Origin of the sequence: Micromonospora sp. KC213 (assembly GCF_004348325.1) — a bacterium.
In the GTDB taxonomy this organism is placed as follows: Bacteria; Actinomycetota; Actinomycetes; order Mycobacteriales; family Micromonosporaceae; genus Micromonospora.
In genome coordinates this window covers 44828-65716 of sequence record NZ_SMKF01000013.1, presented here as the reverse complement: position 1 = coordinate 65716, position 20889 = coordinate 44828, and the positions used below count along the sequence as shown (strand labels likewise).

At 68.8% G+C, this 20889-nt stretch carries 20 protein-coding genes and 1 pseudogene; 14 read left to right on the top strand and 7 right to left on the bottom strand.

All coding sequences use genetic code 11. From position 1 onward, the window contains the following. Window positions 1-79: 79 nt before the first annotated feature. Together E1166_RS05705 and E1166_RS05700 are read right to left on the bottom strand one after the other, a co-directional pair. A complete protein-coding gene (locus E1166_RS05705) occupies window positions 80-736 on the bottom strand; it encodes a response regulator transcription factor (RefSeq protein WP_132336420.1) in 657 nt (218 codons plus the stop codon). After that, the gene (locus E1166_RS05700) at window positions 733-1866 is read right to left on the bottom strand and encodes a sensor histidine kinase (protein WP_132336418.1); all 1134 of its coding nucleotides are present in this window, start codon (window positions 1864-1866) and stop codon (window positions 733-735) included. The genes E1166_RS05705 and E1166_RS05700 overlap by 4 nt, the downstream gene beginning before the upstream one ends. 192 nt (window positions 1867-2058) lie before the next feature. Between E1166_RS05700 and E1166_RS05695 the strand changes: the two genes are divergently transcribed. The 3 genes from E1166_RS05695 (at window position 2059) to E1166_RS05685 (ending at window position 4805) form a co-directional block, all read left to right on the top strand. Beyond that, on the top strand, window positions 2059-2535 hold the full coding sequence (locus tag E1166_RS05695; protein ID WP_132336416.1) for a DUF6326 family protein: 477 nt from the start codon (window positions 2059-2061) through the stop codon (window positions 2533-2535). A gap of 322 nt (window positions 2536-2857) precedes the next feature. After that, entirely contained in the window at window positions 2858-3199 is a 342-nt protein-coding gene (locus E1166_RS05690) for a hypothetical protein (RefSeq protein ID WP_132336414.1), read from the top strand. Window positions 3200-3302: 103 nt separating this feature from the next. Beyond that, a complete protein-coding gene (locus E1166_RS05685) occupies window positions 3303-4805 on the top strand; it encodes a hypothetical protein (protein ID WP_207914023.1) in 1503 nt (500 codons plus the stop codon). A gap of 101 nt (window positions 4806-4906) precedes the next feature. Here E1166_RS05685 and E1166_RS05680 read toward each other — a convergent pair whose 3' ends face one another. Continuing rightward, window positions 4907-5491, bottom strand: a complete 585-nt coding sequence (locus E1166_RS05680) for an HD domain-containing protein (RefSeq protein WP_243710194.1) — start codon at window positions 5489-5491, stop codon at window positions 4907-4909. Window positions 5492-5507: 16 nt separating this feature from the next. After that, window positions 5508-5753 carry an SUKH-4 family immunity protein gene (locus tag E1166_RS05675; protein ID WP_165944249.1) on the bottom strand — a complete coding sequence of 82 codons (246 nt, stop codon included), beginning with the start codon at window positions 5751-5753 and terminating at the stop codon, window positions 5508-5510. Window positions 5754-6246: 493 nt separating this feature from the next. Here E1166_RS05675 and E1166_RS05670 point away from each other — a divergent pair, with 493 nt between their 5' ends. The 7 genes and pseudogenes from E1166_RS05670 (at window position 6247) to E1166_RS05640 (ending at window position 13094) form a co-directional block, all read left to right on the top strand. Further along, window positions 6247-6462, top strand: coding sequence for a hypothetical protein (locus E1166_RS05670; RefSeq protein ID WP_132336408.1), 216 nt, complete (start codon window positions 6247-6249; stop codon window positions 6460-6462). Then, a pseudogene (locus E1166_RS05665) lies at window positions 6444-6695 on the top strand (transposase); the annotation flags it as partial. The gene E1166_RS05670 and the pseudogene E1166_RS05665, both read left to right, overlap by 19 nt. Before the next feature lie 185 nt (window positions 6696-6880). After that, a complete protein-coding gene (locus E1166_RS05660; protein WP_132336406.1) occupies window positions 6881-7381 on the top strand; it encodes a SigE family RNA polymerase sigma factor in 501 nt (166 codons plus the stop codon). Next, a complete protein-coding gene (locus E1166_RS05655; RefSeq protein ID WP_132336404.1) occupies window positions 7374-8528 on the top strand; it encodes a hypothetical protein in 1155 nt (384 codons plus the stop codon). The genes E1166_RS05660 and E1166_RS05655 overlap by 8 nt, the downstream gene beginning before the upstream one ends. A gap of 62 nt (window positions 8529-8590) precedes the next feature. Further along, window positions 8591-12268 carry a S8 family serine peptidase gene (locus tag E1166_RS05650; RefSeq protein WP_132336402.1) on the top strand — a complete coding sequence of 1226 codons (3678 nt, stop codon included), beginning with the start codon at window positions 8591-8593 and terminating at the stop codon, window positions 12266-12268. 100 nt (window positions 12269-12368) lie between these two features. Then, window positions 12369-12770: a hypothetical protein gene (locus E1166_RS05645; RefSeq protein ID WP_243710192.1), complete on the top strand. Its 402-nt coding sequence runs from the start codon at window positions 12369-12371 to the stop codon at window positions 12768-12770. Between the two features lie 102 nt (window positions 12771-12872). Continuing rightward, window positions 12873-13094 (top strand): GNAT family N-acetyltransferase, encoded by a 222-nt coding sequence (locus E1166_RS05640; RefSeq protein ID WP_207914029.1) that lies wholly within the window; start codon window positions 12873-12875, stop codon window positions 13092-13094. A gap of 37 nt (window positions 13095-13131) precedes the next feature. Here E1166_RS05640 and E1166_RS05635 read toward each other — a convergent pair whose 3' ends face one another. Continuing rightward, window positions 13132-14190 carry a choice-of-anchor Q domain-containing protein gene (locus E1166_RS05635; protein WP_132336400.1) on the bottom strand — a complete coding sequence of 353 codons (1059 nt, stop codon included), beginning with the start codon at window positions 14188-14190 and terminating at the stop codon, window positions 13132-13134. 193 nt (window positions 14191-14383) lie between these two features. After that, window positions 14384-15427 (bottom strand): DUF4158 domain-containing protein, encoded by a 1044-nt coding sequence (locus tag E1166_RS05630; RefSeq protein WP_132336398.1) that lies wholly within the window; start codon window positions 15425-15427, stop codon window positions 14384-14386. Window positions 15428-15909: 482 nt separating this feature from the next. Between E1166_RS05630 and E1166_RS05625 the strand changes: the two genes are divergently transcribed. Together E1166_RS05625 and E1166_RS05620 are read left to right on the top strand one after the other, a co-directional pair. Further along, window positions 15910-16149 carry a hypothetical protein gene (locus E1166_RS05625; RefSeq protein ID WP_243710187.1) on the top strand — a complete coding sequence of 80 codons (240 nt, stop codon included), beginning with the start codon at window positions 15910-15912 and terminating at the stop codon, window positions 16147-16149. Window positions 16150-16317: 168 nt separating this feature from the next. Beyond that, window positions 16318-17076 (top strand): SUMF1/EgtB/PvdO family nonheme iron enzyme, encoded by a 759-nt coding sequence (locus E1166_RS05620; RefSeq protein WP_132336396.1) that lies wholly within the window; start codon window positions 16318-16320, stop codon window positions 17074-17076. A 900-nt stretch (window positions 17077-17976) separates the two neighbouring features. On the opposite strand, the gene E1166_RS31830 is transcribed toward E1166_RS05620, so the two are convergent. Next, complete coding sequence (locus tag E1166_RS31830) at window positions 17977-18144, bottom strand: hypothetical protein (protein WP_243710186.1); 168 nt, start codon at window positions 18142-18144, stop codon at window positions 17977-17979. 259 nt (window positions 18145-18403) lie between these two features. Between E1166_RS31830 and E1166_RS05605 the strand changes: the two genes are divergently transcribed. Both E1166_RS05605 and E1166_RS05600 read left to right on the top strand, forming a co-directional pair. Beyond that, on the top strand, window positions 18404-19516 hold the full coding sequence (locus tag E1166_RS05605) for a LacI family DNA-binding transcriptional regulator (RefSeq protein ID WP_132336394.1): 1113 nt from the start codon (window positions 18404-18406) through the stop codon (window positions 19514-19516). 37 nt (window positions 19517-19553) lie between these two features. After that, complete coding sequence (locus tag E1166_RS05600) at window positions 19554-20849, top strand: extracellular solute-binding protein (RefSeq protein WP_132336392.1); 1296 nt, start codon at window positions 19554-19556, stop codon at window positions 20847-20849. Window positions 20850-20889 lie beyond the last annotated feature (40 nt).

Genomic DNA, 20889 nt, shown 5'->3' with positions numbered 1-20889 from the left:
AACCCGCCCGAGGTGAGTTCCTCGCTCTATCCGGCCCCCCGGCGCTCCTGCTTCCGCGATTCGAGTATGCGGGCGCCGATCAGGTGCCGACGCGGCGTGTCTCGTAGGCCCACATGACGATCTCGACGCGGTTGCGGGCGTTGAGCTTGCGCATCAGGGCGGCGATGTGGGTCTTGACGGTGCTGAGGCTGATGGACAGCTCATCGCCGATCTCGCTGTTGGTCCGGCCGCGAGCGGCAGCCAGCAGGACCTGTTCCTCGCGAGCGGTCAGCGGCTCGACAGGCTCAGCTGGCACCGAGCGCGAGCGGCTGTTCGCGAAGGAGGACAGGAGCCTCGCGGTGATGTTCGGTGCGATCAGGGCGTCGCCGCGGGCGGCGGCATGGATGGCCTGGGTGAGCATCTCGGCGCCGGCGTCCTTGAGGAGGAAGCCTCGGGCGCCTGCCTTCAGCGCGCCGTAGACGTACTCGTCGAGGTCGAAAGTGGTGATGACGACGACGGCCAGAGGATCGGCGACGTCGGCCCCGGCGAGCTGGCGGGTGGCTTCGATCCCGTCGACCTCGGGCATGCGGATGTCCAGCAGGCACACATCGGGACGCAGCGAACGGGCCATGGCGATCGCCCGGCGGCCGTCGGCGGCCTCGCCGACGACGGCGATGCCCGGTTGGGCCTCCAAGATCATGCAGAGCCCTGCCCTGACGATGTCCTGGTCGTCAGCGATCAGCACACGGATGGTCATGACGCGCGCGCTGTCCGAGGCAGCGAGGCGTCGACGCTCCAGCCGCCGTCCGGGCCAGGTCCCGCCCGGAGGGTGCCGCCGAGCAGGCTCGCCCGCTCGGCCATGCCGCGCAGCCCGTAGCCGGCGTGCGGGGAGCTGGTCGTACTCGCCTTGCCGTCATCGCGCACTCGCAGGTGCACCTGGCTGCGGGATGCGGTGACGTCGACGGTGACGTGGGTGGCGCCGGAGGCGTGGCGGGTCGCGTTGGTGACCGCCTCGGCGGCGATCAGGTAGAGGGCGTTGCTGACTGCTGGCTCAACGGCCTCGACGTCACCGGAGACCTGCACGCGGACGCCCAGCACCTCGCCGCCGGGACGAGCGAGTCGTTCGACGTCCACCACCCCTCGCCGGGGGGCGAGATCGGCGTCCGTTCCGTCGCGCAGCACGCCTACGAGGGCTCGCATCTCCTTGAGCGTCCGGGACGCCTCTTCCTCAATGGTGACCAGGGTAGCCAGCGCGCGCTTCGGATCTGCGGCGGACAGCGCGCGACCTGCCTGTGCCTGGACGGCGATGGCCAAGACGCGGTGACCGACCGTGTCGTGCAGCTCGCGGGCGAGTTCGTTGCGCTGGTGAAGCCGCACCTGCTCGATGTCGCGGTCGTGGCTTCTGGTGCGGTAGCGCACTGCCGCGCCGAGCGCGGCCGAGAACAGGAAGAAGCCGTAACCGGCGACCTTCTCCGCGGGTGAGGTCGGGTCCGCGATGAGGGTGACGGGTAGCCAGAGGAGGATGATGCCGAGTCCGAGGGCAGCCTCGCGAGCTGCTCCCCAGCGCAGCAGGGCGTAGGGCAACACAAGCAGCCCTGCGATGCCCAGCAAACCGGTGGCATCAATGACCGCGATCCTCGCGATGTCGAACGCGAGAACGGCTCCGAAGGCAACGGTGACTGCGGCCAGCGGCCGCGTGCGTCGCCACAGCAGGCACGCCGCGACCACGACGCTGACACCGACCAGCAGCGGCGCCCACGCCCTGTCGTCGCGCAGCAGTACCTCGACGAGCGAGATCGCGACAAGAGCCGAGGACAGCGCCCAGTCCCGCCAGACCCGCACCGGCGGGCGTGCGGGGCGAGGCTCAGCCAAAATCCCAGCACGCATGCTTCCCCCTCCCGGACACGGACAACGTAAGGGGGCCGCCGCTCGGGCGGATCAGCCGAAAGTACTGCGGATGTCCCGCGCCTGCGGCCAGGACCGCTCGAGCCCGCAAGCGGATGTGGCGCCCGTCAACGCTGGTCATGGTTAAGACATCGAGTGAGCCGACCCGGCTGACGCCAGCACACAGGAGACGTGATGACCAGAACCGACAGATCAGCCGGTGCGCTCCAGCAAGCGCACATCCCGGTTCAGGCGAAGCTCGCCGCAGCCTGGGCCAGCTTTATGTTCCTCTACATCTACGTCGACTACCTCGCCCTGTACAAGCCCGGCTTCATCAACGACATCCTGGTCGGCGTCGTTCATGAGTTCGACACCGGCCCAACCTTTGTCGCCCTTGCGCTCACGCTCATAGCCATCCCGATCCTCATGATCCTGCTCTCCACGACGCTCCCCGCCCGTGTCAACCGCGCCACCAATCTCGTCGTGGCAACGCTCTACATTCCCGTCTCGGTGTACAACGCGGAGGGCGAGTCCTGGACCTACTTCTACTTCTACGGCCTCTCCATCGGACTCGAGCTGCTGATCCTGGCCTTCATCCTGCGCGCCGCATGGACCTGGCCCCGGACCATTCGAGCCACCGCCGGCCGCGACCCCGCCCAGGCCCGGGTGTGACGCTCGAGGCAGGCCCGGTGTGCGGGGTCGCTGACAGCGGCTCCGGCAACAGCGACGGCGAGCAGCAGCACGATCCAGAGCGGGACGGCGCCGACGTCGCGCAGCACCACGGAGTCGCCCGCCCCGTCGGTGAGCAGCAGCGTGAGCACGAACAGCACGGCGGCGAGGACGGCGTCGGTCAGCGCGTGAAGGGGCCTCGGTACACTGGATCAACGTAGACGCGTCCGGAACTGCCGCAGCTAGCCGACACGCTGCCGCTGCTGCTCAGCGCGGGGTTGGCGGTCTCGTTCCTGCTGCTGATGGTTGTGTTCATTCGGTCACTGTGGCGCTCAAGTCGACGGTCATGAGCGTGCTGTCCATCGGCGCGGCCTACAGTGTGATCGTTGATCGCTTACCCGGCTGGGCCGCGTACCCGGCTCGGCACACGTCCTACCGGATGTTCACGCTGCAACCCGGTCAGATCGGCCGCTACCGAGCCAACCTCCGGTTCACCGGATGCGCCTGCGCGCCGCGCTGGTGCTACGAGAGCTGGACGGTGCACATCGCATTCACGCCACCTCGGCCGGATCTGTTCCTCAGTGGCGTCGCTGATCGTGACGTGGATCAACGTGTGCATCTATACGGCGGGTCGGCTCGCCGAGCGGCGTTACATCGGGCCTCATGATGCATCGACAGATGATCATGAGGCCCGGCCGTGCGGGCACTTGGCGGCAGGCCCTCCGATGACAAGCCACCCTTCGGGGCATCGGACAGAATGGCCGGTAGGCGTGCGGGCCGAGGAGCAACGGCTGTCGGAGTTGCGCTGCGGATTGGCGCGTAATCCCGCCCTGCCGATCTCGCTCGTTGATCAGCTGATCGCCTCGGGCGACCCTTCGGCGTTGCTCGAGCTAGCGGAACGCGACGACCTCAGCGCAGACCAGATCCACCGCCTGGCTCGGCTCGGCGACGCCCAGGTCGTGATTCGTATGCTGGATCGCGGCTTGTTGCCACCGGCCGAGGTTGACCGCTTCGACCCACAGGTCGTGATCGCCATGGCCGACATCGCCCCGGTCCCCGGCGACTGGGCGTGGCGGGTTGCCGCGAATGCCGACCCTGCCATCCGCGGGGCTCTCGCCGCGACCACATACCTGTCAGCCGACGTTGTTGCCGCCCTCGCGGACGACCCGGAATTGGAGGTGGTCGCCGAGGCGGCCAGGTCACCGAAGATCACCGAGGCCTTGGCTGAGCGGTTCGCGGCCCATTCGCACATCAGCGTGCGTCGAGCGTTGGCCTGCAACGAACACGCACCGGCCCGCATCATCGTCGCGCTGGCCGAAGGCCGCGTACCGGCCGCACAACTATGCGCGGCGTGCGACGGCTCCGGCCATTGGCTGGCAGAGTCTTGGAGCTGCGACGGCATGCACCAGGACGCACTACACGACCTGGACTACGCGCTCACACTCAATCCGCGTACGCCCGCCGAGACTGTCAGCCGGTTCGCCGCACATCCGTCGACATACGTGCGCTGGCAGCTTGCCATCCGAACCGACTTGCCGCAGCAGAACTATCGAACTCTCGCGCAGGACCCTGCTCCCGGCATCCGCGGCGACGTCGCCGCGAACCCCGCCATCGGCGAAGAGCTCATCCGCGCCATGGCCGACGACCCCAGCTACGACGTACGTCGCCGCCTCGCTCACAACCCGGCGATACCCCTCGATGTCCTGGCATGCCTGGCCCTATCGGCGAAGATAGGCCCCACCCTGCTGCCGCGTATCGCGGCAGCCACGCCCGCAGAGATCAGCGAGCTTGCTGCTTCGACGGTCCCTGCCATACGGATGCTGGTCGCAGAGCGGCACGACCTTGCGAGCCACATCGTCGATCAGCTCGCCGGCAACCGTGACGCCAAAGTGCTCAAATCCCTGGCTACGAACCCGGCCCTGAGCGAAGCCCAGCTACAGACGATGGTCGCGGCCCACGGTCCGCGGGTCGCCGCGAGAGTCGCCAGCAATCCGTCCTGCCCAGCAGAGCTGCTGATGCAGCTTGCGAGGCAATCGCCGCCGGTGCACAAGGCGCTCCGCCGCATTGCCGAACATCCGAACGCGCCAGCGGAGGCCCTGCTTGTCTGCCTTGCTGACGAGCAGGCACGCCGGATCGCCGCGAGCCATCCCGTGCTGCCGGTGGCGGCGATCATCCCGCTGCTCACCGACGCCGACGTTGACGTGGCGGCCGCTGCGGCAGCTAATCCATCACTCCCAGAGCCAGTGATGCACGACCTCGCCGCGGCAGCTTGACCGGCACGTCGCAAATGCTGGCGATCCATTGTCCGACATCCTGTACTGCCGCCGAGATTCTTCTACCGACAACGGCTACCTGGCAAGCATGAGTCAGCCGGTTACGCGACCGGGTACCGGTTCTGGAACGCGAGTCGTGCGTCCGCGCCTCGGGCGATGCGATCAAGCAGGCCATCGAGGTTCATGAAGACTTGCCAGCGGCTCTCGCCAGTGATGTCACAGATTCGCTGGATGATGCGGTCTTCGAGATCTGGTACCCGTTTTGCCTTCCAGATCTTGTCGGCCAGGCTGACGAGTAGGTCCTCGGTGCTGATGTCAGGCATCGTCCATGTTCCGTGGTTGGCGGCGAAGCGAGCCAGCCGTTGCTCGACGCCGGACTCGATCAGCAGCTCGTATCCGGCCTGCTCGTGCCGCACGCCGGGCTGCGACAGTTCGGCGATGTGGATCGTCTTGCCGATGTCATGCGTCGCCGCGCCGAACAGCACCTCCTCACGGTCGAACCGCAGCGCCGGGTACATCGTGACGATCGCCTCCGTGAGCTGCCATGCCACGTCGTGCACGGCACGCAGGTGAGCCGCCAGCCTCGGCGGCGCGGACACCTCTCGTAGCAGGGCGGCGATGTTCTCCGACAAGGGCCGAACCTGCGCGGTGTCGGTGAGCGCTCGGTCAAGCAGGGCGCGATCCACCCGGGTCAGGGTAGCCCTACGTGTCCCCGTCCCCCAGCATGAACAGGATGCTGTGATAGTCCCCGACCATGACATCCCAGTAGAAGGTGTCCCAGTAACGGTCAACTTCCCATGCAGCCGGATCTATCCGCGCCAGGTGTGCTCGCAGGTCATCTGCGATGCTACTGAAGTCTGGCTCCTCGCAGCCGTCGTCGTAAGGGAAGCGGGCAGTTGCCTGCAGGACCGTCGCAACGTACTGGTCGAGGCTGGAGTTCACCAGCACGGGCCCACGTGCCACGTGCCCGTCGCGGTCGAGGACGAAGTCGCTACTCGTCCATTCGCGGGATCCAGGCAGAGCGCGCTGTACGAGACTTCGCCGAGCTTGATCAGTTCCTAGCCATCAGGCATGAGGACGAGGTCCAGACGCACCGGTAAGCAGCCGCCGATCGAGAAATCACCGGGCACTTCGACCTGCCGATATCGCTTCGCCAACCGGGCCGGTAGATCACGGCCGGACACCGGCACAAGCTCAAACCGCGGCCACGGCGCGGGAAACCGGTCAGACATCGCCGACGTGGAGCGGGGTGAGAAGCCAGCGAGCGAAGCAGCTGTCGTTGTCCAAGACGGTGTACCACCGGACTTTGAGGCGATACGCGCGGTTGCCCGTGTGTAGCAGCAGGCCGGGATCGATGTCTGCGGAGGGCGGTCCGTGAACGGCCGGTGGAGGACCCGGGCGGGCAGTCACGAATGGGCCGGAGTGCTCGCCGGTGCCGTCGATGGCCGCGCTGAAGATGGCAAGCGTCTGCAGCCTAGAGGCTGTCGAGGCCGACCTCGTACATGCGGCCGTCTGGCCCCATCCGGAACATTCGTCGTGGTCCCAGCGCTTCGCGTGCCCGCGCGTACGCCGCCTCGCGTTCAGCCTGTTCGACACCGGCGGGATCACTGACGCGGAAGCTGTGAAGATGAGCCGCGTCCCCTCGCCACGGCACTGACCGGCGGCAACCGCCACGACGTCACCCAACTCATGCCCCTGATCGACAAGATCCCACCGATCCGAGGCATCCGCGGCCGGCCACGGCAACGGCCCCAGCGCATCTACGCCGACCGCGGCTACGACCACGACTGCTACCGCCGCAAGCTGCGGGCCAAGGGCATCACCCCGGTCATCGCCCGACGCGGCACCGACCATGGCTCCGGACTCGGCACCCGACGGTGGGTCGTGGAGCACCTCGGTGACGGCGGCGGCGGTCAGTCCTGACGGGCACATCATCGTATGTTTCGACGGTGACATCGCCGTCTTGTCATCGGAGTACGACCGCTTTCTGAAATCGAAAAAGTTGGATGAACGCCGAAGGTCCTCTATGGCGTCTGTTCGGATGACAACGATCCGGAGCGGGGAGGCCATCAGACGTGACCTTCGAGGAATATGTCCACGCCAGGGGAGCCGCGCTGGTGCGCTTCGCGCGGCTCCTGACCGGTGACGACCACCGCGCGGACGATCTCGTCCAAGAAGTCCTGGCAAAGGCGTACGTGCGGTGGCGGCGAATCTCGTCGGCGGACCGGCCCGACGTTTACGTGCGGCGAATGCTGGTCAACGGCAACACCTCCTGGTGGCGGCGCCGCTCCAATCGGGAGCTGAGCGTCGCCGAGGTGGCCGACCGGCCGAGCGGGGCAGACCTGGGCACCAACGCAAGTGAGCGCGACTTCATGTGGCGTCTGGTGACCAGGCTGCCGCCACGGCAGCGCGCGGTCCTGGTGCTGCGCTACTACGAGGATCTCGACGACGCCACCATCGCGGAGATCCTGGACTGCTCGCCCGTCACCGTACGAACCACTGCACTCCGAGCCCTGGCCATCCTGCGGGACCGCTACCGCGCATTCGAGCCGATCATGGGAGGCAACCGTGACTGACGATATCGAACAGATTCTTGTCACCAGTCTCGACCGACGTGCCGCCAGCCCGGTCGATACCATCCAGTTGGCCGCGACCGCCGCCCGCCGGGGCCGCGGCCTGCGGCACCGTCGCTACGCGATCGCCGCCGCGAGCCTCGTCGCCGTGGCGACCGTCGGGGCGTTTGGAGTCACGGCGTTGAGTCCCAGGGCCGGCGGCGGTCAGGCTGTCGGTAGCGGGACACCGGAGAAGACGCGCACCGCCGAGCCAGAAGGCAACGACCCGACACCTCCGCCCGGTGGTTGGAACGTGCCACAGCTCCCAGCGGCCTCCGGCGTACCCGGGGCAGCCGCCGCCCCCAACCTGGTGGGCGCCGACCCCGGAACCCTGCACTTCACAGTCGACGGATTGGCTTCCAGCGAGAGCGTGACCTGGGAGACCGGACCCGGCGTGGAGAGCATCAGCTTTGACCACGGCGAATGGACCGCCCAGATCACCCTTGCGCGAGACCCGGCCCGGCTCGACACGGTGACCCGGTCCCATCTCGTCGAGGAGTTCTCCTGGCCGGAGCCGGAGACGCGGAATGTGACTGTGGGTGGCGTGCCGGCCACGTTCTACGTCCATGACGGCGCCCAGTTCGACGTCTCCTACCTTCGCTGGCAGCCGGTCTCAGGGGTTTGGGCGCAGGTGTGGGGCCCGGACAACGCAGCCGACGCGGCCGAGGTGGCGTCGAGGCTCAGATTGGACGCCGCGTACCGGTGTGTGCTTCCGATCCGGATCGCCGCCCTGCCGTCAAAGGCGAAGCTCCTCGGTTGCAAGGTGGGCCTCACCGGGGACGAAGTGACCGACGTCAAGGGGGCATCCACTCGGCTGTCGGAGGCGATCGTGACGGTCGGCGTCAACGACAACGAGGCAAAGGTCCGCGTAACCCGGCGGTTGGGATTGCCCACCACGCCAGACATGTCGCTTCAGGGGCACCCGGCCAACATGACCAAAAACGACCGCCGTGAGTGGCTCATCGTGGCACCGGACTTCGACGGAGTCGACATCGAGCTGTCCGGGCGAGGCGCGTACGACTATCCCGAGCTGACCGTCATCGGCGAGGGCATCACGGTCGACGGTGACCTGCGCGATCCGGCTACCTGGCCGACCAAGCTCGTCGGCTGATCATCACTGTCCCACTGACCTTCACTGTCCTCAAGCGAGGCAGAGAGAACGAGAGGAGCACGATGCGCGGACATGCGCGCAGATGGGTCGCCGTCCTGGCGACCGGCGTGACGTCCCTGGCGATGCTCGCGACGGTCGGCCCGGCCTCGGCCGTTGCCCCGGCCGTGCCGAGTTCCGTCGGAACGGGCGCGGCGGGTTCGCCGGAACACTGGGTCACCCTGATCAGCGGGGACCGGGTCCAGGTGGACGCCGAGGGCGATGTCACCGTCGTACCGGGGGAGGACGCGAAGCGGGAACCCGTTTTCTTCGCTCGCTACAAACGCGACGGCGACTGGTACGTGATGCCCACCGACGCGGTGAGGCTGGTGCGTGCCGGGCTGATCGACGTGGAGCTGTTCAACGTGACCGGCCTGGTGCGACAGGGCTACGACGACACCTCCTCCAGGACCGTTCCGCTGCTGGTGCAGTACGCGGACACCACAGCGACGAAGCGGGCTCAGGCGCTGGCGGGCGTCACGCCCAGGCGGAGACTTCCGAAGCTGGACATGACCGCGAACGACGTCGCCAAGGACGGCGCCCGCGGGTTCTGGACCCGGCTGCGCGGCCAGGCCGCGCCGGGCGTCCGGTCGCTCGGCGGCGGAGTGCGGAAGGTGTGGCTCAACCGTCGCTACCAGGCCAGCTTGGAGCGAAGCACGGCTCAGGTGAGTGCGCCGCAGGCCTGGCAGGCGGGCTACACCGGCCGGAACGTCACGGTGGCCGTGTTGGACTCCGGCTACGATCCCGGTCATCCGGATCTGGCGGGCAAGGTGGTCGCGGAGAAGGACTTCAGCGACACCGGCCAGATGCGGGACGTGCTGGGTCACGGCACGCACGTGGCCAGCATCGTCGCCGGCAGCGGCGCGGCCTCGGGCGGCGCACGCCGGGGGGTCGCTCCGGACGCCCGGCTGGCCGTCGGCAAGGTGCTCGAGGACGACGGCTACGGCCAGGAGGACGCGCTGCTGGCCGGCATGGAATGGGCGGCCGGCGAGGCACGGGCCAAGGTGGTCAACATGAGCTTCGGCGGTCCGGGCGCTGACGGTACCGGGCCGTTGAGTCAGGCGGTCAACCGGCTCAGCGCCGACTACGGGACGCTGTTCGTGGCGGCGGCAGGCAACGTCGGTCCGGTTCCGGTGCAGGCGCCGGCAGCTGCCGACGCCGCCCTCGCCGTGGGGAGTGTGACCCGGCAGGACACCCTGAGCGACTTCTCCAACCATGGCCCCCGCCCCGGGGACGGGCTGGTCAAGCCGGAGATCGTCGCGCCGGGGGAGAACATCGTCGCTGCCCGGGCCGCTGGCGCGTTCCCGGAGATCGCCGGTTCGGCGTCCCAGGTACCGCTGTCCGGCACGTCGATGGCGGCCCCGCACGTGGCGGGTGCGGCGGCGATCCTCGCCCAGCGGCACCCGGACTGGCGCGGCGACCAAATCAAGGCCGCGCTCACCGGGGCGGCGGCCCCGATGGGAGGCGCCGGCGTGTTCCAGGTGGGCGCGGGCCGGTTGGATGCGGCCCGAGCGGTCGCCCAGCCCGTGCGGGCCGTGCCTGCCACGGTCGCCACCCGGCTGCCGTGGAGCGAGCGGGGGGCGACGAAGCAGCTCACCGTCACCTACCACAACAGCGGCGCCAGCGGGATGACGTTGAAACTGGAGTTGACCCTGACCGACCCCGAGGGGAAGGCCGCGCCCACCGGTCTGGTGCGGCTCGACGGCAGCGTGACCGTCCCGGCAGGTGGGCAGGCGAGAACCCAGCTCACCGTCACCGGCCAGCCAGACCGGCCAGGCATCTACGGCGGCGTGCTGACCGCCACCGGCGGCGGCGTCACCATCCGCACACCGGTCACCGTGAAACTCGATGTGGAACAGCACGCGCTGAGCCTGCGGACCGTGGACCGGAACGGCGCCCCGGTCGACGCGATGATCTCGGTGATCAACCTGGACACCGAGGAAACCGAACATCTCTGGGGCGACACCGACCTGCGCCTTCCCGCCGGCCGCTACGCCATCGTTGGCACCTTCGGTGAGGAGTGGGCGGCGGTGCAGGCGGCACATCCAGAAATGCGGCTCAGCAACGACACCACGGTCACCCTGGACGGAAGGTGGACGCGCCCGGTACAACTGGGGGTCACCGACCGGCCGGAGGCCCGGGCCGGCGTGCGCAGTGTCCAAGTCGAAGCGATATCGTCCCGTGACGGCTCACGCATCTTCGGCCAGGTCGTCACGCTTCCGCCGGAAAGCGTCGACGTGTACGCCGGAACCGCCCCGGGTGTGAACGGAACCCAGTTCCGCTTCGTCGACACGGCCAGCCTCGAACGCCCGACCCTGCAGTTGACCGCGACCGCACCGGAGCATCTCGGCACGACCGGCTTCTGGTACACCACCAACGGGCAACCTCCCTTCACCGGCCGCGTCGAGCTGGCCGCGGTCGCGGTCCCGGCGGACATCGCGGCGACGGCACCCCCGACGACCGTCGCCGGCAAGCTGGTCGTGCTCACCGCTCCGGAACAGGAGGAAGAGACACCGGCCCTCGCCCCCACCGTCCAGGCGCTCGCCACCGCCGGTGCCGGGATGGTGGCCGCCGGCGCCGACCTGCCGTACGACGGAGAGCCGCTCGCCCTGCCCAGCATGAGGCTGTGGGGCTCGACCACCGAACGGTTCGTGGGGCTCGCCGCGACCGGTGCCCTGACCGCATCCGTCCAGGGCAACCCGGTCAGCCCGTACCGGTACGTGCTCGCCTTCACCGAGAAGGGCGCCATCGCGCAACAGGGCGAGCACCAGACGTCGACCGGTGAACTGGCCGCAGTGCCGACCAGTTACCACGCCACGGGCGATGAGCTGCGTTATCTGATCTCTCAGTACACCATCGGTGGCGACAGCTTCTGCGTCTGCCGCTCGGTGGAGGTCTACGGCCCACTCGCCCGGACGGAGTACTACACCCCGGGAGTCTGGGAGTCGCGGAACAACCGGAACGGCGAACCAGGTCTCGTCGCCAGCGGGCTCGATCTGCGGGCCGGCGCGAACCGGCCGCTGCGGTGGGACCGTGCCGTCACCGGTCCGACGTTGGGCGTGAAGGGTGGCAACGGTCGGCTCTTCGCCACCCGTGACGACAACGTGATCGCGGTGGATCTGCCGTTGCTCGGTGACGCGGACGGGCACTGGCGGCCGGTTCATTACACGCCAGGTGTGACCGGCTCGACCAGCCTGGACCGTAACGGCGTCCGGATCGGCACGGCGCAACAGGCCGGGTCGGCTAGCTTCCTCGTACCGGCCGGTGCCGCCGATTACCGGCTCACCGCGGAAGCGGTACGGAACGCGCCGAACGATCCGCCGACCACGAAGATCGGGGTTGTCTGGACATTCCGCTCGGACACCACATCCGCCCCGACAGCGCTGCCGCTGCTCGGGGTGACCGTGGCCGCCCCGGTGGACCTGCGCAACTCGGTACGTGTCAACGACGCGAACCCGGTACTGATCACGCCGCACCGCCAGCACGGTCTTTCCGCGCCGACGGTCACCAGGGTGACGGTGGAGTTCTCCCATGACGACGGCAAGACCTGGAAGGGCGTGGTCACCGGAACCTCCGACGGGCGGAATTGGCGAGCCCAGGTGCCGCACCTGCAGCGGGGCTTCGTGTCGCTGCGGGTCAAGGCCGCTGACGGGCAGCAGAACAGCGTGGTCCAGACCGTGCTGCGCGCGTACCGGGTGAGCTGATCTCGTTCGATTACCGTGATTCCGGAGAGTTCGGCATGCTATCGCTGGCCGAACTCTCTGTTTCGCGGAGCCGATCTCCACTTCGCCGTACGTCTTCGGGTTGGACGACGACCACGTCGACGTTCGCTCCGCCGACGCGGCATTCTGGGCCGACCTGGCCGGGGTGGTTGACGAACTCGGCACCGGACGCCCTGACCGGCGAGCACGAGCCACCGCACCCGGCCTGCCGCTACGACCAGCACCGCCAGGAGATTGTCGCCGCCCGCCGCCGCGACGTCGTCGACCACGCCGCCACGGCGGCTGCCGAGCCGCACGAGCCGAGTGGAACGACCGTGACGCCGCGGTCCAGGCCGAGCGCGCCGGCAGCGGCGCCGCCCGCCGGGCCGCCCTCGCCGCCGCCCGCGGCGACCACGCCACCACCCGCGCCATCTCCGCGGCGGCCGAGTGCGAGTGGCCCGAGGTCGCGCAGCCCGGCGCAGGTCTGCCAGGGCGGACCTCGTGACCGGTGGCAGGAGATCGCGCGGGCCACGCTGCGCGAGCGGTTGGCGGACGCGGACGCTGCGTTCGCGGCCTTCGTCGCGGATGACCCCGCTCGGCCGGGGCGCTGGCCTCGTGCGCCATCGGCTCCATCGACCGCCGGCTGGGCGGGCCGGACAATCCGAGCGGCGAGATCGGGTACGTGTTCAGCGTGGCCACCGACCCCGGCCGCCGACGGCGGGGCTACGCGCGGGCGTGCCTGGAGGCGCTGCGCGGTTGGTACCGCGAGCGCGGGGTCACGAAAATCGACCTGCGCGACCGCGCCGAAGCGGTCCGCCGCAGCCCGTGAGGGCTGCGGCGGACCGGCGTGCGCGGTGTTCCGCCACTCAACCGATCTCGACCGAGCCGGAGTCGCAGATGGCCGTGCCGTTGGAGTCACCGTCGCGGGGGCGGGAGACGCCGCGCTGGTCGATCCCGGGGCAGTCGAAAACCGTGCCGGACCACCCAGCCGGCTCGGCGAAATCCACCGCCGGGCTGCCGCCGAGCGGCAACCGGGTCGTGGTCGATCCACCGTTGTGCGCCAGATCGCCCACCCGCGGTTTGAGCGGTGCGGCGGGATCCCGGCCGACCCGGTCGAAGATCAGGCGGTCGCCCCAGAAGTAGTCGTGGACGACACATGATCCCGCGACGAGCCCTATCACGTTGTTGCGGTACGAGCTGAACCGGCCGGCATCGGGGCTGTGGCAGTCCGGGGTCAAGGAGGCATGGTAGGAGTCGCGGTTGTCGGTGTTCCCCGCCAGAATCGTTCCGCCCATGAAGATCTGACCGCCGAAGTTGGCGATGCCGCCGCCGAGCTTCTCCTCGTCGGCACCGGACACGTTGGCCTGGTTACCGACGATCGTGGAGAACCCGATGTTGAAGGTGCCCGCCGCGCCGTAGTTGACGATTCCCCCGCCGCTGTTGCGCGCGGTGTTTCCGCTAATGGTGCTGTTGGTGATCGTCACCCGACCGGAAGCATTGCCGATGCCGCCGCCGCGGAGCGAGAGATTGTTGCTGATCGTACTGCGATCGATCATGATCGAGCCGCCGGTGAAGTTGTAGATGCCGCCGCCGACCGACGAGCGCCCCCCACCGCCGATGAGTGACGCGCTGCGGTTGTTGTCGACGGTACTCTCGACCAGGGTCAGCGACCCCGCATTGCCGATACCGCCGCCCTGCTGTGTCGTGACGTTGTCACGCACCGTCACCTGATACAGGTACACCGATCCGTCTCGGATCCTCAGGCCGCCGCCCCAGCCGAGGCCGCCACCCTCGTCGTCCTCGCCGCCGTTCGTGATCGTCAGGTTGCGCATGTTGACAACGGTCGACGAGTTGTGGACCTCGAATATGCTACTGAACCGACCACCGTCGATGACGGTGTAGCTCCCGTTCGTCGCGATCGTCACGCTGTCGGTGATGTCCAGGTCCCGAGAGTTGTCCGCGGGGTCGACGGTCGCGGCCGACTGCCGCACCCCGCCGGCGAAGCCCAGCCGATAGGTGCCCTCCGGTAGCCGGATGGTGTCCGCGCCCGCGGTCGCGTTGGCCTGCTGGATGGCCGCTCGCAGCGAACAGTCTCCGGCCGAGGTCCGGCAGACGTTGTCAGTGAGGTTGGTGTCCCGGCGGTCGTCGAAGCTGTTGACGTTGAAGGTGACCGCGGCGCGGGCGGGGGCCGCGAGGACGGTCGCCCCGAGCGTGGCCGCCATGACCGCGACGACAGGCGCCATCAGTGCGCCGCGCCGTGGGGAACCGATGATGACTGTGCCCTTCATTGCCTTCCTCCCGTGGCGAGAACGCGCCATCCTTGTAGCGCAGGGATGCTGGGGCGCGGAACTCTCGTTGTTGTCCAGTCAGGATGCGTGCCGGCCGCCGTCCGCAGTGGACCGCTTCGCCACCACAAGATGAGGACCAGTTGAACGCGAACGGGGCCACGCCCTGGCTGCCGCCGAGAACGCGCGCGCCGCGCAGGCCGAGCAGACCGAGCGCCGTCAGGCCGCGGACGCGCGGGCTGCCACCATCGAGGCCCCACCTGGGCGAGGTATGCGGCCAGCTCGACGCCACCCCGGGCCGCGCTGGAGACCGCCCGCGCCGACGCCGCCGAACGCCGGCAGCACGCCGCCGCGGTGCACCGGGCCCAGCAGGCCGAGGGCCCGGGGCGCCCACCTGACCGAGCAGGTCGCGCAGCTGCATGACCAGGTAGCAGCGGTCGCGGCCGAGCGGGACACCGCCGTCCAGCATGTCGACGCGGCCGCCGGTCAGCGCCTGCTCGGCCTGGTGCAGCGCCGAACGCACGATACGGTCAATCCGCCCGGCAGCCGGCGGCTCGATCCGCTCCGCCCGGCAGCGCACCAGCAGCTCGTCACGCACCAACTCCAGGCGCCGCTCGGCCTCACACACGCTGGCGGCCAGCCACCCGGTCAGCTTGTCCGCGTCGGCCACCGAACACTCTCTAAAGCCCAGGTGCCCGCGGATCTGCGCCCGGTGGTACTCGATGGTGCGCCCCGCCCACGCGTACAAGCCCAGCTCGTTCGGGTCCACGCCGACCTGGCGTGCGACGAACTCCACCGCTTCGTCGGGCAGTTCGCCGCGGCCGCGTGGAAACCGGCCAGCCCGCGTATAGAACTTCAACAGCAGCGCGAATCCCAACCGCGTCGGCCCACGTTTTGCCAGAGATCAGCGCCCGTTCGTCATCCAACAGCGTCCAGTGCCCGACAAACTCATCGAGATCCAGTGATCGGGCCATGGCCGGACATCATCGCGTAGCAGCGTGCTCTGGCGCAGCCCTCGGAAGCCAACCCCCGGGCTCAGCCACCAAGATCACGCCCATTTGCGGCTGGTGCCACGATCCGGGCGCTACGTGCCGCAACGATGAGCTCACTCGGCCGACGTGCCTGTGCGACATCCTGGTGTCAGGACTAGGTTCACTCAACTGCCGCAGATCGTGAGCGTTGTCTGGCCGATGCCCTTGGCTCCTGCTACACAGGGCGCATGGGGATGGACATGGATGATCGGTACGAGCGGGACGCTGACCAGCAACGCTACGCCGCTTTCCTCGACGCCTACTACCGGGACTCCTTGACCGCATAGGGCGAGCCGCTTTGTGGGCGGTCGTGAGCCAGCGTGGCGACATGAGCGGTCCCGAGACACCTGGCGAGCTGTTCCGGGTCGCCCTTCAGATCGACGGTGACTACCAAGTCTTCGCCGACACCCCGTGGCACGGTCGCAGCCCCGAGGAGCTGGCGCGCGAGGTGTGCGCCACCTTGGCACGTCCACCCAGCACCTGGCACGCCACCTGGCACCCCATCGAGCCCACACTGACCGCACCGCCGAACATCTCGGGACCGTCCTGGCAACCCGCGCGGTTCTAACGACCTCGCGCATGGTTCGGATCTTGAGCATCCGCATCCACCGCCGACCACGCGTTGTGGAGTGCGACCGGTTGACGGGTCACGACGCTCGAGCATGCCGAGATGAGCGCGTGTGCCGCCTGAATGCTCGTACTCGTCCGAGTGCTCGGGCTGCTAGCGTTCGGCGCCATGTGGAGCGAAGAAGTCGTGGCCGGGCGACCGGCCTGGCGGCACATCCCATCCGGCATGGTCTTCCGCAAGGTGCCAGGTGGGACGTTCCGCATGGGTCTGTCCGAGGCGGAACTGGCGGCGGTGCGCGCAATCGAGCACGGTGGAGGAGCCGAGGACTCTCTTGAACCGTTCTTCGCCGACGCCAGGACCGCCCAGCCGGTACGCGAGGTGCGGGTCACACCATTCCTGATCGCCCGGCATCCGATGACGGTCGCGCAGGTCCGGCACTGGTTGCCCGAGTACGAGGACGACTACGCCGACGCGGACTCCGGCACGGCACGGCTCGAAGATGACCTCGACGACCTGCTCGAGGCGCTGCCCTTCCGGCTGCCCAGCGAGGCGGAGTGGGAGTACGCAGCCCGGGCCGGCACCACCACCCTGACCTTCCGCGGTGACGGAAAGCCCGGCGAGGACCACCTGCTCGACGACTTCGGTGATGAGCAGCGGATCGCTGCCGTTGAGAACGCGTTCGGGCTGGCAGCCATGGGCTCGGCGAACGAGATCTGCGCCGACGTGTGGATTCCCGGTTTCGTGGGCGCGCCGACGGATGGCCGCGCACGCACCGGTGACGGTCCCAGGGTGGTACGCGGCGGCGCCGCCGACGTCTACCCCTGGCAGGGCTGCGACGAATGGCTCCTCCTGCTCGCCGCCACCCGATACCAGCACACCCAGTTCACCGCAGTCCGCCCGGTCGCACCACTACCACCCGGCACGTAGCCAACGACACCGAATGAAACAGATAGACCCCAATGTCCGCTCATGGCACCCCTCTGTGTCAAGGCGTGGCCGGAGCCGGTGTTCTAGGGTGGGGTTCGGCGGTCCGGGAAGTGGCTTCTCCGAAGTGTCGGCCCCGGGGTTCGGGTCGGCCGCGCTGGATTCCAGAGTCGCCCCCGCTTGTCCTCCCGGGCCCGTCCTGAGTCGTGTGGCGTCAGAGGTCATCTGCCGGTAGACGACGTCGGAAAGTCACCGCTTCAGGGCGCGCATGGCTTCCATCGTGGTTTTGCCGTCGGCGAGTTTGCGGCGGTAGTAGCGGCGGCCTTCGGTGTCGTTGCGGAGCTGGACGATGGCCATGATGTGCAGGACCCGGTTGATGCGCCGGTTGCCTGCCCGTGAGAGCCGGTGCCGGTTCTGGTCGCCGGAGGAAGCGTCGATGGGTGCGGTGCCGTTTCAGGACGCGAAGTGGGCACGGCTGGTGAAGCGGCTGACGTCACCGATGTCGCCGATCGGCCGGGCGGCGCCGGACGGGCCGATGCCGTGCAGTTACTGAAGGCGGCTCCCGGTCGCCCCGACGAGTTCGGTCAGCTCCTGGTTCGCCACTTTGATCTTCTTGTCGGTCGTCACGAGCTCGGCAATGAGTTCAGAGGCCAGCCAGCGACGCGTCTTGCCGACAACATCGCTAGGCCGGACCGTGTTGAGCCGGCCCCAGCCGGGCCAGTTCAGCCGTGCTGAGCGCGCCTCTGAGGGCAAGCTGATGCAGGCAGATCCTGGCCGCGAATGCGGAATCGACGTTGTCGACCGCGTTGCGCCACATCGCGATTGTCGTCGTCGAAGGTTCGCGGGGATCGCCTGCGAGAGCCCGGATCAGCGGCTCAGCCGGTGTGCCGCGCATATAGATGGTTAATCGACCACCACGGCGCGGCGGGTGCGGGGCACGAGGGGTTCGGGCACGTGCACGCCGTCGCGTCCGATCCGGGCAAGCTCGCTGACGATGCGTTGCTCCTCGATCCGCATGCGGGCCTCGTGCATGTCGATGATCTCCAGGGACAGGATCCGGCCGACGGGCACGTCGGTTAGCGCCGGGCCGCGCCACAGGGCAGGGCCGCGGCCCAACCGCCCTGGTCCGGCTCGCCGACGAGTGGCTGCGGTCGGCCCGCCGCGGATCCGCCACCGGCCTGCTCGGCCTGCCCGCGGGCTGATCGGGCGTGATCCGACCTCACTTGGTCACTGCCTATTGACGTGGTCGTAACACCTGACCTACTTTCTGTCGAACCGCTCAGTCGAAGCGCTTCGACAGCAGCCGAGGCGGACCGTGAGGAGGTGCCCGATGGCCACCATGCAGGACGTCGCGCGCCGCGCCCAGGTCTCGGTCAGCACCGTGTCGTACGTGCTCACCGGGGCACGCCCGATCTCCCAGGCGACCCGGGACAAGGTCCTCGTCGCCATGGCCGAGCTGGACTACCAGCCGAACGCCCTGGCGCGAGGGCTGGCCAGCCGACGCAGCCGGATCCTCGGTCTGCTGCTGCCGATGGACGAACGGGGCATCGGCGCTACCGAGACCGCCTTCGTCACCGGCGCCACCGCCGCCGCCGTGGCGGCCGGCTACCACCTGGTGCTCTCCCCGATCGGCGTGGGCGACCTCGACGAACTGCGCCGGCTGGCGAGCCAGCGGATGCTCGACGGTGCGCTACTGATGGAGGTTCAGCTACACGACCCGCGGGTGGACGTGCTGCGTGAGGCGGGCGTACCCACGGTGCTGATCGGACGCACCGAGGACACCACCGGCCTGCCGTACGTGGACATCGACTTCGACCGGACCGTCCGCGACGCCGTCGACCACCTGGTGGGGCTGGGCCACCGTCGCATCGTCTACGTCAACCACTCGGCCGACACCATCGCCGAGGGTTACGGCCCGGCGCTGCGCACCCGCGACGCGTTCATCGCCGCAATGACCGAGCACTGCCTGGCTCCGCTGATGATTCCCGCCGAGGACAGCGCGGCCAGTGGCCGGGCCGCGCTGGCCGTGGCGCTGCGACAGGCACCCGACCTCACCGCCGTGCTGGCGATGAACGAGAGCGCCGTCTTCGGGCTGCTCGGCGAGCTGTCCACCCGGGGCCTGACCGTCCCCGGCGACGTCTCCGTCGTCTCGATGGTCACCTCACCCCAGGTCGCCGAGCTGGCCACCCCGGCCCTGACCGCGATGACCTCGCCCGGGTCCGCCTTGGGCCGTATCGCGGTGGAGACACTGCTGCGGCACGTGGAGGGCGGCGCCGGCGAGATCCACCAGGAGTTGCTGCCGTGCGTGCTGGAGGTCCGTGGCTCCAGTGGACCGCCCCGTACGCCGGCCGCCAGCGCAGTAGACCCGGGGCCCGCCGTTGACCGGCTGTCCCCGAGCACCGAAGCAGCCCGCCGCCGCGCTGCCACGCGACGGCGGGCTTGAAGGAGTACCGGCTCGATACTCACCAGGGAGACTAGCAATGCGACGATTCCGTGAAGTAGCCATAGCCGTCACAGTGGCGGCGCTCGCGGCAACCGGCCTGGTGGCCTGCGGCGACGACGGCGGTGACAGCGAGGCGAAGGTCCTCAAGCTCTGGCACTACGAGAGCGCCAACAGCGCCATGGGCATCGCCTGGGACCGGGCGATCGAGATCTTCAAAGACGAGCACCCCGGCGTCGAGGTGCGCTTCGAGCGCAAGGCGTTCGAGCAGATCCAGCAGAACGCCGGTATGATCCTCAACTCGTCCGAGGGCCCGGACATCATGGAGTACAACAAGGGCAACGCCACATCGGGCCTGCTCTCCTCGCAGGGCCTGCTCGCCGACCTCACCGAGGAGGCGACCAAGCGCGGCTGGGACACCGCGCTCAGCCCCAGCCTGCAGACCACCGCCCGGTACGACAACGGCGTGATGGGATCCGGCAACTGGTACGGCGTGCCGAACTACGGCGAGTACGTGACGGTCTACTACAACAAGGAACTCTTCGCCGAGCACGGCGTCACGGTGCCGAGGACGCTGGCCGAGATGGCGGCGGCGATGGACACCTTCGTCGCCAAGGGCGTCACCCCGCTGGGCATGTCCGGCGCCGAGTACCCGGCCGGCCAGCTCTTCTACCAGCTCGCCCTCTCCCGGGCCGACCGAGCCTTCGTGAACAACTACCAGCTCTACGCCAACCCCGTCGACTTCAAGGCCGACCCGCTGCGCTACGGCGCGGAGACGTTCGCCGAGTGGGTCCGCAAGGGGTACGTCGCCAAGGACTCGGCCAGCCTGAAGGCCGAGGACATGGGCACTGGCTTCATCTCGGGCAAGACGCCGATGATCGTCTCGGGCAGCTGGTGGTTCGGCCGCTTCAAGAGCGAAATCTCCTTCGACTGGGACACCTTCCTCTTTCCCGGCAACACCCTGCACGCGGGCTCGTCGGGCAACCTGTGGGTGGTCCCGGAGACGAGCAAGGCCAAGAGCCTGGCCTACGACTTCATCGACATCACCATGCGGCCGGAGATCCAGACGCTGATCGGGAACAACGGCGGGATTCCGGTGGCCGGTGACCCGGCGACGATCAAGGACCCGAAGGACCGCAAGCTGATCGAGGATTTCAACCGGGTCAGCTCCCAGGACGGCCTGGCCTTCTACCCGGACTGGCCGGTCCCCGGCTACTACGACGTGCTGGTCTCCGGCTTCCAGGGCCTGATCAACCAGTCCCGCTCGCCCGAGCAGGTGCTCGACGCGATCGCCAAGCCCTACCAGGACGGCGTCGCGGAGATCAAGCGCGACTGACGGCGGCCGGGGCAGGTGCGACGACCGGCGCGCCTGCCCC